This window comes from Thalassobaculum sp. OXR-137, assembly GCF_034377285.1.
Lineage (GTDB): Bacteria > Pseudomonadota > Alphaproteobacteria > Thalassobaculales > Thalassobaculaceae > Thalassobaculum.
This window is the reverse complement of the sequence record NZ_CP139715.1, coordinates 1,012,135-1,026,806: the sequence shown is the minus strand read 5'-3', so window position 1 is coordinate 1,026,806 and position 14,672 is coordinate 1,012,135. Positions and strand designations below refer to the sequence as shown.

The window sequence follows — 14,672 nt, the reverse complement described above, 5'->3', positions numbered from 1 at the left end:
CTGCAATGTCCGTAGCAGCAGGACGGGAGACGTCGGTTGGCGGATGACGCAATGGTCGTCAAGGTTTGGGGAGCCCGCGGCAGCGTGCCGTGCCCCGGACCGAGGACGGTTAAATACGGTGGCAATACGTCCTGCATAGAGGTGCGCTGCGCCGGCCGCCGGATCGTCCTCGACGGCGGCACGGGCATCCGCGAACTGGGCCGCGCCATGAGCGGCGAGCCCTGCGGGCCGACCGACGTGCTGCTGACTCACTTCCATCTCGACCACATCGCCGGCCTGCCGTTCTGGGGCCCGGCCTACACGCCGGGCAACAGCATCGTGTTCCGGGCCGCCCGGCTGCAGCAGACGTTCGGCCTGCGCGAGATCCTGCACAAGATGATGTCGCCGCCGTTGTTTCCGATCCCGCTGGACGAGTTCCGGGCGGATGTCCGGTTCGAGGATTTCTCCTGCGGTGCGGGCTTCGAGGTGGCGCCGGGGCTGCGCGTCGACACCCGTCCGCTGAACCATCCGGGCGGGGCCTGCGGCTACCGGATCAGCCATGGCGGCCGGTCGGTCGCCTATGTCACCGATACCGAGCACGTCCCCGGGCAGGACGACGGCAATGTGCTGGACCTGATGCGCGGGGCCGATCTGGTCTTCTACGACGCGACCTATACCGAAGAGGAACTCCCCGCCCATCGCGGCTGGGGCCATTCGACCTGGGAGGAGGCGGTGCGGCTGTCGGAGATCGCCGGGGTCGGGACCCTGGCCCTGTTCCACCACGATCCCAAGCACGAGGATGACGATCTCGACCGGATCGCCGACCTGGCAGCGGCCGCCCGTCCGGGCACGATCGTCACCCGCGAAGGCGCCGAATTCCGCTTGTGATGTCTCGTAGTCTTTTCGCCGGTAGTGAGATCTAACGCATTGAAAAAACGCCTGATAGCGATTGCTACGACGCTCGGTATTGCCGACGGGGGCGTGTTCGTGCCGCACCGGTACGCCGCCTCCCTGCGACCGCCGGCCACCTACAAGGCGCTCGAGCCCGTCTTCGCCGCCGCCGAACCGGCCATGGCCGAGGTGCTGTCGGCGATCGATCGGTTCGCCGAGATCGTCGACCGGTTTTCCGGCGCCAAGCCGCCGATGCCGCGCTGGGGCCAGGACTGGTTCCCCGGCCTGGACGGAGCGGCCGCCTATGCGATCGTGCGGGCCGGCCGGCCGCGGCGCATTCTCGAGGTCGGGTCGGGCCATTCCACCCGCTTCATGGCCCAGGCGGTGGCGGATGGCGGCCTGGAGACCGAGATCCATTGCGTCGATCCGGCGCCTCGGGCCGACATCTCCGCGCTGAACGTGCGCCTGCGCCGCCGAACCCTGCAGGAAACTGCGCTCGGAACCCTGCCCGAGCTGGAACCGGGCGACGTGCTCTTCATCGACTCCAGTCACCTGGCCCTGCCGGGCTCGGACGTGGACCTGCTGTTTTCCGAGATCGTCCCGGCGCTGGCGCCCGGCGTGCTCGTGCATGTCCACGACGTGCTTCTGCCGGACGGCTATCCGCGGGCCTGGGACTGGCGGGCCTATTCCGAGCATCAGGTCGTCAGCGCGTGGCTTGCCTCCGGCGGGCTGGAGCCGCTGTTCTCCAGCCACTACACCCGGACCCGTCTCGCGGACCGGGTCGCCCAGTCGGCGGCGGCGCGCATCCCGGTTTCGGCCGGCGCCCACGAGACGTCGCTGTGGTGCGTCAAGCGCTCGCCGCAGCGGGTCGCCGGGGCGCAGATCGGTGCGGGAGCCTGAGGGAGGCCGAACGGGATGACGCCGGAGCGGAGCGGGTGGCTGGGGCGCCAGGATTCGAACCTGGGAATGGCGGTACCAAAAACCGCTGCCTTACCGCTTGGCTACGCCCCATGCGAGGCGGAACATACGCAACACATGGCATTTCAAGCAAGCGTCAGGTTGCGGTACGATAACAACGCCGTCCGCCCCTAGCCGGAGACCGACCGTGGCAACGCGCAGCAAGGCCAAACTGCCCTGGAGTGTGAAGGGCGTCACCCCGGAATCCCGCGACCTCGCGAAGTCCGCGGCGGCGGACCACGAGGCGACGATGGGCGAGTGGTTGAGCCATGTGATCCGCCGCGTCGGCGCCGCCGAGGCTTCCGGCCGCCCGCTGGCCCCGGCCGACTCCCTGCGCGACTCGGCGCAGCAGCATGGTGAGTCGGGCGGCGCGCTGGTGCCGGGCGGCAGGGACGAGGTGGTGGACGACGCGGCCCTGATCGCCGGCGTGCATCAGCGGCTGGAACGCAGCGAAGCGCGGCTGCTCGACGTGCTCGACGGCCTGGAGGATGTGGTCGAGAAGCTGGCCGACCGGATCGGCCGGCTGGAGCGGCGCGGAATGGGGCGCGACTGACCCTGGAGATACGGGGATGACCGGCAACTGGATCCTCGTCAAATCTCTGCCGTTTTCCGCTGAATTCTGTATAGTAGGGGCGCAAAGTCTTACCGGGTAGTTTCCCGGCGCGCGGTCGCGCATGGGGTCGGTCAGGAACGGTGGCGGGTCGATGTCCGGTTCTACACCTTGGAGCATCAAGGGCGTCTCGCGGGAGGATCGCGAGATCGCAAAGAACGAAGCCCGCAAAAGCGGCGAGCCCATCGGCGTCTGGCTGTCCCGCCGGATCCGCGACGGCGGCGGCACTCCCGTGGATCGCCGCGCCGCGCCCGCCGCTCCGGCCGCACAGTCCGATCCGGAGACCCGCGCCCTTCCGCCGGAGGGCGACCGGCGCCAGGCCGGCCAGGCCTTGGGGCGGCGGGCCAGCGATCACCCCGATTTCGGCTTCGGCCCGGGCAACTGGCGACAGGCGCGCGAGACCATCCTCGCCCGCGAGGATAGCCGCCATACCGAAGGACTTGCCTCCCTGCGGGACCGGGTGCGGGTTCTGGAAACCAGGATGGAGACCGAGCCCGACGAGATCGCCGGGCTCGACACGCGGATCCAGGCGCTCTCCGGCCGCATCGCGGAGCTGACCGAGCGGTTGGAGATGCTCGAGGGACCGCGCGGACTCATCGGGGTCGAGCGCAAGGTCGAGCGGCTCGAGACCGAGCTACTGGAGACCGAGCGGTTCGTGCGCCGGATCCCCTCCGACACCTCCGACTCCCTGGACGGCCTGGCCCGCCGGATCGAACAGCTCGTCGACCGTATGCGGGTGGTGGAGACCTTCGTGCTTCCCGGCCGCGGCAAGCCTGGGTTCTTCGGACGGATCTTCCGGCGCAAACCTCGGTAATCCCACCGGCGTTTTCCTTGGGAATTCATACGGGTCGCGCTTGCTTCCCTGCCGAGCGCTACCACGTTATGATGCGGTATTGTTGGCGGTAGTGAGGGTAAGGTGTCCCGAGACACCACGGCCTGGAGCGTAAAGGGAGTCGACCAGGCGACGCGCGACATTGCGCGCCGGGCGGCTGCGGCTGCCGGCATGACGATCGGCGAATGGATCGATCACGCCATCAAGTCGGATTCCACCAACCGCGGCATCCCGGTGCCGGCCGACCGCGGCGGCGCCCAGCGTGGACCCGCCGCACCCCGCCCCGACGGGATCAGCGCCGATACGGTGGAGGCCATCTTCAGCCGGATCTCCGATGGCGAGCGGCTGTTCGAGGCGCGCCTGCGGCCGATCGGCTATGCGCTGAAGGACGTGGCCGAGCGGGTGGTGGCCCTGGAACGCGAGGCGGAGCGGCTGCCGCCGCCGACCGCGCATCCGGAGCCGGAAGAGGTCACGCCGCCACCGCCGCCGCAAATCGAGGCCGCCCCCCAACCGGAACCCGAGCCAGAACCCACCCCGCCGCCTGCTCCCCAGCCGATCCGGACGCCGATCGCCTTCCGGCCGATCCGGACGCCGGAACCACCGCCGGCCACCGAGCCGCGCCAGGAGGTGCCGCAACCGGCCGCCGACGAGGATATCTGGGACAGCGAGACCCCCGGTCCGACCGCCGACGAGGTGACGCGCGACCTTGTGGAGGTGCCGCCCCCGCCCGAACCGGAGCGCCCGAAACCGGCCCCGATCGTCCTGCGACCCGTTCCGCCTGCACCGCCGGAACCGGTTGAGGAAGAAGAAACTTTCGAGCCGATACAACAGGACACACGACCCGTTCCGCCGCTTCCGGGCGGTCCCCCGGCGGGTTGGGAGCCGGAAATAGAGATCGATCGCACGGCCCTGGCCTTCGCGGCCGAGGATCTGCGGGACCGCGACACGCCGAAGGCGGATCCGGAGCCCGAGGAGGCCGCCGGGCCCGATCTGGACGCCGCCGCCGTGCTGGCGGAGACGTGGGAGCCTGCCCGGCCGGACGAGATTCCGCCGCCGCCGGAGATGCCGCCGGAAACCGTATCGAAACCCCAACGACCTGAGCCGACCCCGCCCTCCTACGACTTCCCGGCCGATCCGATCGACACCCGGGCGCTCGGTCTGTCGGGCGAGCCCATCCGCGAGGGATTGCCGGCGCGGCGCCAGGGCGGCGGCGTTCGGCTGGCCATCGCAGCGGCAATCGTGCTGATGCTGATCGGCGGGGCGCTGTGGTCCGCCCATCGGCAGGGAACGCTCAACCTCGACGCGCTCGGCAATCGGCTCGCCGAGGCGCAGTCCAGCGTTCAGAACGCCTTGGCGGCGGCCACAGACTGGGTGCGGCAGGGGATCGGGTCGACCTCGGACGCGCCGCAGGACGTCGCTGCGCCGGCACCTGGGCCGGAGCCTCTGGGATCAGTCGCCTCCGCTCCACCGCCTCTTTCTCCGCCGCCTCATTCCACAGCACCGTCGCCTGTCACCGGGTCGTCGCCCACCGCCGACACGACACCGGCGCCGGCTGGTGAGACCGGCTCCGCTCCCGCCGAACCGGGTGCCGGCGCGCCGACCGAAACGGCGTCCGTCGCCGAGACCGCGATCCGTCCGGCGCCGCCGCTGCCGGACAAGCCTATCGCCGTTGACCCCCGGCCCGTCGCCCCCCCACCGGCCCCGGCCCTGGTCGAGCCGCCGCGTCGGGCCTCGGCCGCCGCTGCGCCGACCACCGAGGGGGCCGCGCCGCTCAGCCGGGCAGAGGCCGGCAATCCCGCTGCCCAGTTCGAGGTCGCCGCCGCCATGATGCGCGCGGCCGAGCCCCGGCCGGCGGAGGCCGCGACCTGGTTCCGGGAAGCGGCGATCAACGGCCTCGATGTGGCGCAGTTCAATCTCGGCGTGATGTACGAGAGGGGTCTCGGCGTACCCGAGGACGAGACGCGGGCGCTGCTCTGGTATCACAGCGCGGCCGAACAGGGCTTCCCCTTGGCCCAGTACAATCTCGGCAGGCTCTATGCCCTGGGGAAGGGCATTCCGCAATCCGATGCGGAAGCGAAACGGTGGTTCCAGCGGGCGGCGGAACGGGGTGTGTCTGAAGGCTTCTACGAGATCGCGCGGTTCGAGCCCGACGAGCTGGAGCGTGAGCGCAAGATGTATGACGCCGCCAAGGCCGGTGCCGAGGGCGCCCAGGAATGGCTGCGGACCAAGTCGGCGGGTGGCCTGCCGGAAGCGCCCCTGGGCCCGGCGGCGGGGCTGGTGCTCGATCCGCCGACCGGCGCCCCGGACATTGCCGAGATCCAGGAAGGGCTGACGTCGCTGGGCTATTACGACGGGCCGGTGGACGGTATCGCCGGTCCGATGACCCGGGCGGCGATCAGCAAGTTCCAGAGCGATAACGGCCTGCCCGCCACCGGCCTGCCGTCGCGCAGTCTGCGCCAACGGCTGAACTGAGCGAACCCTGCGGAGACGCTCAGGCCTGCAGCACGCCCGCCCGCACCCACCAGTGGGGGGCGCCCGCCGAGATCCGGTCGGCCGCCTCCGCCGCGGCATTCCCGTCGGCGAAATATCCGACCACGGTCGATCCGCTTCCCGACATCCGGACCAGCCTGCACCCTGCAGACTCCCGCAGGGCATCGGCCGCGTGACCGACCGCCGGCAGCAAGGCGCGGGCGGCCTCCTCCAGATCGTTGCGCAGATCGGCGATCGCGCCGAGCGGGTCTTGGGCGAGGGCGTCGATGGCGGTGGCGGGGATCGCATCGCGATCCTCGGCGGCGCGGGCCCGGAACACCGCGGGAGTCGACAGGCCTTCGCCAGGCCAGACCAGCACGACGGCCAGGGCGTGTGCGAGGGCGACCGGCGTCAGGCGCTCTCCGATACCCTGCACCCGTGTCGGCCGACCGGCCAGGCAGACCGGCAGGTCGGCGCCGAGCCGCACTGCCTGCGCCTGCAGGAAAGCCTCGTCGGTTGCGGTCTCGGTCAGCAGGAGGCGCAGCACCGCGGCCGCATCGCTCGACCCGCCGCCGATCCCCGCTCCTGAGGGCAGGCTCTTCTCCACCGTCAGGTCCCCGGCCAGGGGTGCCGCGCCGAGCCGCCCGGCCAGGGCCAGGGCGCGCCAGGCAAGGTTGGAGGTATCGACCGGCACCGGCTCCGGACGGAGCAGTCGGTCGTCGACGCTTAGCCGGCAGGCAGACCCGCCCGGCCGCCAGGTGACCCGGTCGCCGATATCGGCGAAGGCGACCAGCATGTCGAGCAGGTGATACCCGTCCGGCCGGCGGCCGGTAACGTGCAGGGCGAGGTTGACCTTGGCGGGGGCGAGGCGGTGCCGGGCGGCGCCGTCGGCGTCAGCCGTCCACATCCGCCTTGGTGTCCGCCGTCTTCACCGAGCCGGACTGCACCGCCGGCAGGCCGGCCTGCAGCTTGTGCTCGATGCTCTTGGCCAGGTCGGCGTCCGGATCGAAGCTGAGCGCCCGCTGCCACTGGAACCGGGCCTCCTGGCGCCGGCCGACCCGCCAATAGGCATCGCCCAGGTGGTCGTTGATGGTCGCGTCGGTGGGCAGCAGTTCCACGGCCCGCTCCAGATGCTCCACCGCCTCGGCGAACCGCTCCTGGCGGTACATCGCCCAGCCCAGGCTGTCGACGATGTAGCCGTCGTTCGGCCGCAGGGCGACTGCCTGCTCGATCATCTGCGTCGCCCTGGACAGGTTCCGTCCCTGATCGATCCAGGTATAGCCCAGGTAGTTCAGCACGTAGGGCTGTTCCGGCCGCAGTTCGAGCGCGGTCAGGAAGTCGGCCTCGGCGCGCTCCCACTGCTCGTCGCGCTCCAGGGCGATGCCGCGGGAATAGTACATCGACCAGGAGCCCGGATCGCCCGCCGGCAGCCGCGAGAAGGCCCGGTTATAGGCGGAGATCGCGCCCTTCCACTCCTCGGTCGAGCGATAGAGGTCGCCGAGCCGGACCAGCGGGTCGATCTGCTCCGGCCGCCGGTCGGCCAGCGCGTTCAGCCGGTCGACGGCCTCGTCCATGCGGTCCATGTCGACCAGGCTGCTCACCGCCCGCAGTTCGGCCATCAGCCGATAGGCGGAGGTTTCCGGCACGGTGTCGTACAGCGCCAGCGCCTCGCCGTATTGCTGTCGGTCGTCGAGGATCTCCGCGATCAGCAGCGTGGCGAGATCGAAATCCGGGTCGAGCCGCAGGGCGAGCCGGCTGAACACCATCCCCAGCTCCGAGCGGCGGTCGCGCTGCAGGGCGCTGCCCAGGTCGAAGAAGGCCTGGGCGAGCCCGTCGGCGGCACTCGGATGCAGGCCCTTGCGGGTTTCCGCCACGCGCCGCAGATAGGCTTCCACGTCGGACGGATCGGCGGCGGTGGCGTCGGTCACGATGGCCGTCGCCATGGCGGCTTCGACGCTCTCGAACCGGGCCTGGAAGTTGGCGGCAACCAGCCGCACCCGCAGCGGCGGATCCTGCAGGTTGGCGAGGGCGGCTTCGTAGCGTTCCGCCGCAAGCGCGGTCTCGCCGGCGGCATCGGCCAGCATGGCGCTGTGCAGGGCATGGAGCACGGCGAAGCCGTCGATCTCCAGAACCCCGTCGATCGCCTGCTCGGCCGTCTCGCGGTTGCCCTGGCCGAGCGCGATCCAGCCGTCCAGCAGCGGGCTGAGCACCCGGTTGAGCCGGTTGTCCGGCAGGCTGTCGATCAGTCGGGCAGCCCGGTCGAAATCGCCGACCCGCGCCGCCTCCACCGCCATGAAGATGTTGGCGATCGGAGCATTGGCGTCGAGGGTGTCGACGATCTCCGGCGCCAGAACGGCGGCGTCGTCGTAGCGGCCGGCTTCCAGACGGAGCAGGAAGGCGCGTCGTTTCAGCGCGATCCCGATATCGCCGCTCTCCACCACCCGGTCCATGAAGGTGCTGGCATTGCCGACATCGCGGATGCGGTCGGCGTAACGTCCGGCGAGAAAGGCTCCGGCCACCGACATCTCGTCGGGAGAAAGCGACGCGGCCGCCGCATCGGAGCGTTGCGGTCCGGCGGTCGCGCAGGCCGACAGGCCTAGCGCGACACAGAAGGCCGGGGCGAATGTGCGAAAGCCACTCAGGGCGCCGGTCCGTCGTCCGGCGGCGGAAGCGGGTCGCAGGGCGGTCTGGGGCAAAGGCAAAGCCTCACATGTTCGGGTAGACCGGACCTCCCCCTCCTTCCGGTACGACCCAGTGAATATTCTGCGTGGGATCCTTGATGTCGCACGTTTTGCAGTGAACGCAGTTCTGAGCGTTGATCTGCAGTCGCGGATTCCCACCATCGTCATCGCGTACGATCTCATAAACGCCTGCCGGACAATAGCGTTGTTCCGGGGCGTCGTAGAGCGGCAGATTGTGCTCCACCGGGATGGACGGATCCTTCAGCGTGAGATGCGCCGGCTGGTTCTCCTCATGGTTGGTGTTCGACAGGAACACCGAGGAGAGCTTGTCGAAGCTGATCTTGCCGTCCGGCTTCGGATAGGAGATCGGCTGCGCCTGAGAGGCCGGCATCAGGGTCTCGTGGTCCGGGTGGTGGTGCAGGGTCCACGGTGCCTTGCCGCGCAGGATATAGGTGTCGAGCGCGGAATAGGCGAGGCCCGGCAGCAGGCCGGCCCGGAACGCCGGGCGGATGTTGCGGACCTTGTAGAGCTCGTCGTAGACCCAGGTCTTCTTCAGCATGTCCGGATAGGCGGTCGGCTCCACACCCTGCTTGGCGTCGCCGCCCTTCAGCGCCTCGAAGATCGCCTCGGCCGCGGTCATGCCGGACTTCATGGCATTGTGGCTGCCCTTGATCTTCGGGACGTTGAGGAAGCCGGCGGCACAACCGATGAGCGCACCGCCCGGGAAGGTCAGCTTCGGGATGGACTGCCAGCCGCCCTCGTTGATGGCGCGGGCCCCGTAGGCCACCCGCCGGCCGCCTTCGAAGATCGGGCGAATCGAGGGATGCTGTTTGAAACGCTGGAATTCGTCGAACGGCGACAGGTGCGGGTTCTTGTAGTCGAGGCCGATCACGAACCCGACGGCGACCTGGTTTTCCTCCAGGTGATAGAGGAATGAGCCGCCATAGGTGTCGCTGGTCAGCGGCCAGCCGATCGTGTGGACGATCTTGCCCGGCGTGTGCTTTTCCGGCTCGATCTCCCAGAGTTCCTTGATGCCGATACCATAGGTCTGCGGGTCGCAGTCCTTGCGCAGGTCGAACCGCTCCATCAGGCCCTTGGTCAGGGAGCCGCGGACGCCCTCGGCGAACAGGGTCACCTTGGCGTGCAGTTCCATGCCCGGCTGGTAGTTGGCGGTCTTCTCGCCATCCTTGCCGATGCCCATGTCGCCGGTGGCCACGCCCTTGACGCTGCCGTCCTCGTGATACAGCACCTCGGCGGCGGCGAAGCCCGGATAGATTTCGACGCCCGCGGCTTCCGCCTGCTCGCCGAGCCAGCGCGCCACGTTGGCCAGACTGACGATGTAGTTGCCGTGGTTGTTCATCGACGGCGGGGTCGGCATCCGGAAGGACGAGCCCTTGGTCAGGAACAGGAACTGGTCCTCTGTCGCCGGCGTGTTCAGCGGCGCGCCCTTGTCCTTCCAGTCCGGGATCAGCTCGTCGAGCGCGCGGGTTTCCATGACCGCGCCCGACAGGATATGCGCACCGACCTCGACACCCTTCTCCAGGACGACGACCGAGAGATCGACATCATTTTCCTGACAGAGCTGCTTCAGCCGGATCGCCGCGGCAAGACCGGACGGTCCGCCCCCGACAATGACGACATCGCATTCCATCGACTCCCGTTCCATCCTGCACTCCCGCTTCGAAGCAATGGCTTATTCTATGTCTCTGACACCGTGCGGTGGCCGCCGGCCTTTCGACCTGTCATAACTCACCCATGAACACGAGACCAGGGGCGCCGGCCCCGATTCGGGCCAGGAGAAGACCGTGACGGCCGCCGATATCCAGTCGGCGGCCCGCGCGCTGCTTTCCTGGTATGTGGAGGCTGGCGTCGATGAGGCAATACTTGCCAGCCCGGTCAACCGGCTGCAGCCGCGCCAGCCCCAGGGCGCCGCGCCCGCCCGATCCGTCGCCGAAAGGGGCGATTACCGGCCCGCCGCCGGCCCCGCCCCCGCGGTGTCCCCCCAGCCGAATCGTCCCGTCTCCGCCCCGCCGGTCCGCCCGGCCGCCGTGCCGCGGGCCGCGCAGGCGGAACTCGACCGCCCGGCGGAAGCCGCCCGGGCCGCCGCCCGCGGCGCCGACTCCCTGGAGGGACTAAAGGCGGTGTTGGAGGGGTTCGAGGGCTGCGGACTGAAGGTGACCGCCACCAACACGGTCTTCGCCGACGGGGTCCCGGGCGCCGACGTGATGGTGGTCGGCGAGGCCCCCGGCGCCGACGAGGACCGTCAGGGCAAACCCTTCGTCGGGGTGAGCGGACAGCTCTTGGACAGGATGCTGGCCAGCATCGGCCTGTCGCGGGCAGAGTCAGTATATATAACCAACATCCTGCCCTGGCGGCCGCCGGGCAACCGGCAGCCCACGCCGGCCGAAATCGCCACCTGCATACCCTTCGTGGAGCGCCACATCGAACTGGCGGCGCCGAAGATCCTGCTGTTCGCCGGCGGCACGTCGGCCAAGTCGCTGATGGGCCGCAAGGAGGGTATCACCCGTCTTCGGGGAACCTGGATGGACTGGCGGCTGCCCAATTCGGCGGGCACGATCCCGGCGCTCGCGACCTACCATCCGGCGTATCTGCTCCGCACGCCGGGACAAAAGGCGAGTGCCTGGAAGGACTTGCTTGCATTGCGTCGCCGATTGGATGAAGTCGCGAAAACCGTATAATTTTTATAAAAAATTAGCCCTCTTCAAATTAACAAACTTGCTTACCGTAAATTAAATACGAAATTAAAAATCATTCCGCGTCCGTCGATGCATTTTTGGGTCAGTTATCCACAGGAATGGCTTCTTGCCGGAGGTAACTCACCTTGCCGTGTAGAGGGTTTCTGATTAACTGGGTCGCATGTCTCCGCCACATTCCCGCCACAAATCCCCGTCGTCTTTCCGGGGAGGCATTCTTCGACTGGTTGCCGGAGTCCTGGGTGCCGCCGTGATCTGCGGCGCAGCGTCCGGGGTGTTCGCTCAGGATCGGGTGCAGGTCCCGAACGCGGACCGGTTTCCGGACGAGGCGCAGGAGACGGCGCTGCTGCCCCCCGCCGTGCTGGACGGCTCCCGCCTGGAGGCGGCCCAGCCGCTGCCGCGGATCCTGACCCAGCGCGACGTCGAGCTGTACCGCAAGATCTTCGCCGAGCAGAGCGAGGGACACTGGAAGACGGCCGACAAGCTGTTGGCCCGCGTCCAGAACAAGATCCTTCTTGGCCATGTGAAGGCCCAGCGCTACTTGCATCCGACCGCCTACCGGTCGAGCTGGTCGGAGCTGCGGGCCTGGCTTGAGAATTATGCCGATCTGCCCGATGCCAAGCGGATCTACAGTCTCGCCGTTCTGCGCAAGCCGGCCTCGGCCAAGGCGCCGCGCGCGCCGGAACGCGGCTATCTCGGCGGCAACGGCGCGGATGCGGTTCGCGACGTCCATTTCTACGTCTCCCTGCGCGCCCGCAGCGCTGCCGAACAGACCCGGATCCGGGCGCTGTCGCGCGAAATCCGCACGCTGATCGGGAACGGGTCGCCGAGCGCCGCCCTGCGCAAGCTCGACACCAAGGCGGTGCGCGCGCTGCTCGATCCGGTGGAGTTCGCCGAGCAACGGGCCCAGATCGCCAAGGGCTTGTTCATCTTCGGCAAGGACGAGGACGCCCTGCGTCTGGCGGCGAAGAGCGCCGAGGAAGCCGGGTCCGACGTCCCCATGGCCTATTGGATCGCCGGCCTGGCGGCGTGGCGACTGGGCCGGATCGAGGATGCCGAGACGCATTTCTCCGCCCTCGCCATGTCGGAGAACGCCGCCCGCACCCAGCGTTCCGCCGGGGCCTACTGGGCCGCCCGGGCTGCGCTTCAGCTCCGCAAGCCGGCAGACTCAACCCGCTGGCTCGCCCGTGCCGCGCAGTACCCGCTGACCTTCTACGGCCTGCTCGGGCGCCGGGCGCTCGGCGTCGAAGTGCCGTTCGACTGGTCGCTGCCGGAGATCAGCGACCGCAAGGCCAAGCGCCTGCTGTCCCACGAGGGCGCGCGTCGGGCGATCGCCCTGATGCAGATCGGCGAAAGCAGCCGGGCCGAGCGCGAATGGCGCAAGCTGTTCCCGCGCCTGGACCGGTCCCTGCGCGAGCCCCTGATGACCATCGCCACCCGCCACAACATGCCGGGGCTGGCGATCCGTCTGGCCGGCATCATCCGGGTATCGACGGGCCGGATCTACCATGCGGCCCTGTATCCGGTGCCGAGCTGGGCGCCGGCGGACGGGTTCTCCATCGACCGCGCGCTGATCTACGGCATCATCCGTCAGGAATCCGGCTTCGACCCGAGGGCCCGGTCCGGCCGGGGTGCGCGCGGCCTGATGCAGCTCATGCCCCGGACCGCCAACTACATGGACTCCGACGACGACCTGGAGGGCCGCCACGAGCTGTACGATCCGGGTCTCAACATGCAGCTCGGCCAGCGCTACGTGGACCATCTGCTGCATCTGGACCGGGTGGACGGCGATCTGTTCCGCCTGCTGGTCGCCTACAATGCCGGGCCGGGCAATCTCGGCAAGTGGCGGCGCAGCACCGATTTCAAGGACGATCCGCTGCTGTTCATCGAGTCCATCCCGTCGAAGGAGACGCGGGAGTTCATCGAACGGGTCTTGTCAAACGTCTGGATCTACCGACATCGTCTGGGACAGACCGCACCGTCCCTCGACCGCGTGGCCGCGGGCGACTGGGCCTTCTACCGCGGCATCGACGACGAGACAGGATTCAAGATCCGCAATGCCCGATTCGGACAAGACTAGCCGTCCCGATTCCAACGCAACGGCGCCCGGTACCCGGCTCGACGAGAGCCGCCCCTTCATTCCCGTCAACATCGCCGTCCTGACCGTCTCCGACACCCGGACGGCGGAGACCGACCGGTCGGGTGACACCCTGGTGGAGCGCCTGACGGCGGCCGGTCATGTCCTGGCCGACCGGGCGATCGTGCGAGACGACGTGGGCGCCATCACCGAGCGGCTGAGTGCCTGGATCGCGGACGACGGCATAGACGTGGTGATCTCCACCGGCGGCACCGGCGTCACCGGCCGCGACGTCACCCCGGAGGCGTTCGAGAGCGTCTACGAGAAGCGGATCGAGGGGTTCGGCGAGGCCTTCCGCTGGATCAGCTTCCAGAAGATCGGCACCTCGGCCATGCAGAGCCGGGCGACGGCCGGGGTCGCCCATGGCACCTATCTCTTCGCCGTGCCGGGCTCGACCGGCGCCTGCCGCGATGCCTGGGACGAGATCTTCGCCTACCAGCTCGACTTCCGCTTCCGTCCCTGCAACTTCGTCGAGATCATGCCGCGCCTGCGCGAGCACGAGATGGCGCGGGAGAAGACGAAGGCCTAAGGCCCTTCGACACGCGCCTGCGGCGCTGCTCAGGGCGAGGTCCTTTTCAATATTCACTCTGACCTCATCCTGCGTCGGACCTGATCCGGGACGGGGCGTGTCGAAGGGTCAGTCCCCCAGCCGCTGCAGCCAGCGGGCGGGAACGTGGAGCCGGAACAGGATCAGCCGCAGCAGCCCGAGCAGCACCGCCCCCGCTCCCGTCGGCCAGTCCTCCGCATCGACCCGTACGGCGATGTCGAACAGCGCCATGCGCTTGCGCCCCAGGGTGCGCGCAAGGACCAGGTCTTCGCCGCGCTCCAGATCCGCCATCCCGCCGAGATGCACCAGGAACCGCCGCCGCATGATCGGCCCCTGGGCGCCGGTGGGCAGACCCATCCAGAGCTGCCGAAGCCGGATCGTTCGGCTGGCGCCGGGGGCGCCGACCACCTCCAGGGGGAAGTATCCCGCCCGTTCCCGGTTGCGGGCCTCGGCGGCGAAGACCATGACGGTGGCGTCCCAGCCCCTGTCGAGCCGGGTCTCCGACCGCAGCATCAGCATCCACTCGGCGGTCGCCGCCTTGGCGCCGGCGGCGAAGCGGGCGCCGCGTGAGGCCGCCAGGCGGATCAGCGCCGCCCCATGGGCCTCGGCGACGGCGTCCAGCCCATCGGGGCCGTCCGGGGCGACCACGATGATCTCCAGATCCAGCCCGCGCCGGTCGGCACCGGCCAGCGAGGCCAGACAGCGGCCGAGCTGCTCCGCGTCTCCGCGCGCGGCAATCACGACCGAGAGCGCCATGCGCCGCGTCCCCGGAGGGCCGACCTGGGCGGCGGGATCGGTGCGCATGGCGCGGGGACGGGGTAGGTGCATGGGGCGAGCCTATGGTAAGTCCGCGCC

At 69.3% G+C, this 14,672-nt stretch carries 12 protein-coding genes and 1 tRNA gene; 8 read left to right on the top strand and 5 right to left on the bottom strand.

Going from position 1 to position 14,672, the window contains the following annotated elements:
• The first annotated feature begins 51 nt into the window (after nucleotides 1-51).
• Nucleotides 52-867 carry an MBL fold metallo-hydrolase gene (locus T8K17_RS04790; protein WP_322333366.1) on the top strand — a complete coding sequence of 272 codons (816 nt, stop codon included), beginning with the start codon at nucleotides 52-54 and terminating at the stop codon, nucleotides 865-867.
• A 39-nt stretch (nucleotides 868-906) separates the two neighbouring features.
• A complete protein-coding gene (locus tag T8K17_RS04785) occupies nucleotides 907-1,770 on the top strand; it encodes a class I SAM-dependent methyltransferase (protein ID WP_322333365.1) in 864 nt (287 codons plus the stop codon).
• 36 nt (nucleotides 1,771-1,806) lie between these two features.
• Here the strand turns inward: T8K17_RS04785 and T8K17_RS04780 are convergent.
• A tRNA-Gln gene (locus T8K17_RS04780) sits at nucleotides 1,807-1,881 on the bottom strand.
• 94 nt (nucleotides 1,882-1,975) lie between these two features.
• On the opposite strand from T8K17_RS04780, the gene T8K17_RS04775 reads away from it, so the two are divergent.
• The 3 genes from T8K17_RS04775 (at nucleotide 1,976) to T8K17_RS04765 (ending at nucleotide 5,741) form a co-directional block, all read left to right on the top strand.
• A complete protein-coding gene (locus T8K17_RS04775) occupies nucleotides 1,976-2,380 on the top strand; it encodes a hypothetical protein (RefSeq protein ID WP_322333364.1) in 405 nt (134 codons plus the stop codon).
• A 151-nt stretch (nucleotides 2,381-2,531) separates the two neighbouring features.
• A complete protein-coding gene (locus T8K17_RS04770; RefSeq protein ID WP_322333363.1) occupies nucleotides 2,532-3,251 on the top strand; it encodes a hypothetical protein in 720 nt (239 codons plus the stop codon).
• Between the two features lie 102 nt (nucleotides 3,252-3,353).
• Nucleotides 3,354-5,741 (top strand): peptidoglycan-binding protein, encoded by a 2,388-nt coding sequence (locus T8K17_RS04765; RefSeq protein WP_322333362.1) that lies wholly within the window; start codon nucleotides 3,354-3,356, stop codon nucleotides 5,739-5,741.
• Between the two features lie 19 nt (nucleotides 5,742-5,760).
• On the opposite strand, the gene T8K17_RS04760 is transcribed toward T8K17_RS04765, so the two are convergent.
• The 3 genes from T8K17_RS04760 to T8K17_RS04750 form a co-directional block, all read right to left on the bottom strand.
• The gene (locus tag T8K17_RS04760) at nucleotides 5,761-6,645 is read right to left on the bottom strand and encodes a 4-(cytidine 5'-diphospho)-2-C-methyl-D-erythritol kinase (RefSeq protein WP_322333361.1); all 885 of its coding nucleotides are present in this window, start codon (nucleotides 6,643-6,645) and stop codon (nucleotides 5,761-5,763) included.
• A complete protein-coding gene (locus tag T8K17_RS04755) occupies nucleotides 6,632-8,257 on the bottom strand; it encodes a tetratricopeptide repeat protein (RefSeq protein ID WP_322333360.1) in 1,626 nt (541 codons plus the stop codon). The genes T8K17_RS04760 and T8K17_RS04755 overlap by 14 nt, the downstream gene beginning before the upstream one ends.
• 187 nt (nucleotides 8,258-8,444) lie before the next feature.
• Nucleotides 8,445-10,085: an electron transfer flavoprotein-ubiquinone oxidoreductase gene (locus T8K17_RS04750; protein WP_322333359.1), complete on the bottom strand. Its 1,641-nt coding sequence runs from the start codon at nucleotides 10,083-10,085 to the stop codon at nucleotides 8,445-8,447.
• A gap of 139 nt (nucleotides 10,086-10,224) precedes the next feature.
• Between T8K17_RS04750 and T8K17_RS04745 the strand changes: the two genes are divergently transcribed.
• The 3 genes from T8K17_RS04745 to moaB all read left to right on the top strand — a co-directional run bounded on the left by T8K17_RS04745 (nucleotide 10,225) and on the right by moaB (nucleotide 13,799).
• On the top strand, nucleotides 10,225-11,118 hold the full coding sequence (locus T8K17_RS04745; protein ID WP_322333358.1) for a uracil-DNA glycosylase: 894 nt from the start codon (nucleotides 10,225-10,227) through the stop codon (nucleotides 11,116-11,118).
• 289 nt (nucleotides 11,119-11,407) lie between these two features.
• Complete coding sequence (locus T8K17_RS04740) at nucleotides 11,408-13,213, top strand: lytic transglycosylase domain-containing protein (protein ID WP_322333357.1); 1,806 nt, start codon at nucleotides 11,408-11,410, stop codon at nucleotides 13,211-13,213.
• A complete protein-coding gene (gene moaB / locus T8K17_RS04735; RefSeq protein ID WP_322333356.1) occupies nucleotides 13,191-13,799 on the top strand; it encodes a molybdenum cofactor biosynthesis protein B in 609 nt (202 codons plus the stop codon). The genes T8K17_RS04740 and moaB overlap by 23 nt, the downstream gene beginning before the upstream one ends.
• A gap of 108 nt (nucleotides 13,800-13,907) precedes the next feature.
• Here the strand turns inward: moaB and T8K17_RS04730 are convergent, their stop codons facing one another.
• Complete coding sequence (locus tag T8K17_RS04730) at nucleotides 13,908-14,645, bottom strand: glycosyltransferase (protein ID WP_322333355.1); 738 nt, start codon at nucleotides 14,643-14,645, stop codon at nucleotides 13,908-13,910.
• Nucleotides 14,646-14,672 lie beyond the last annotated feature (27 nt).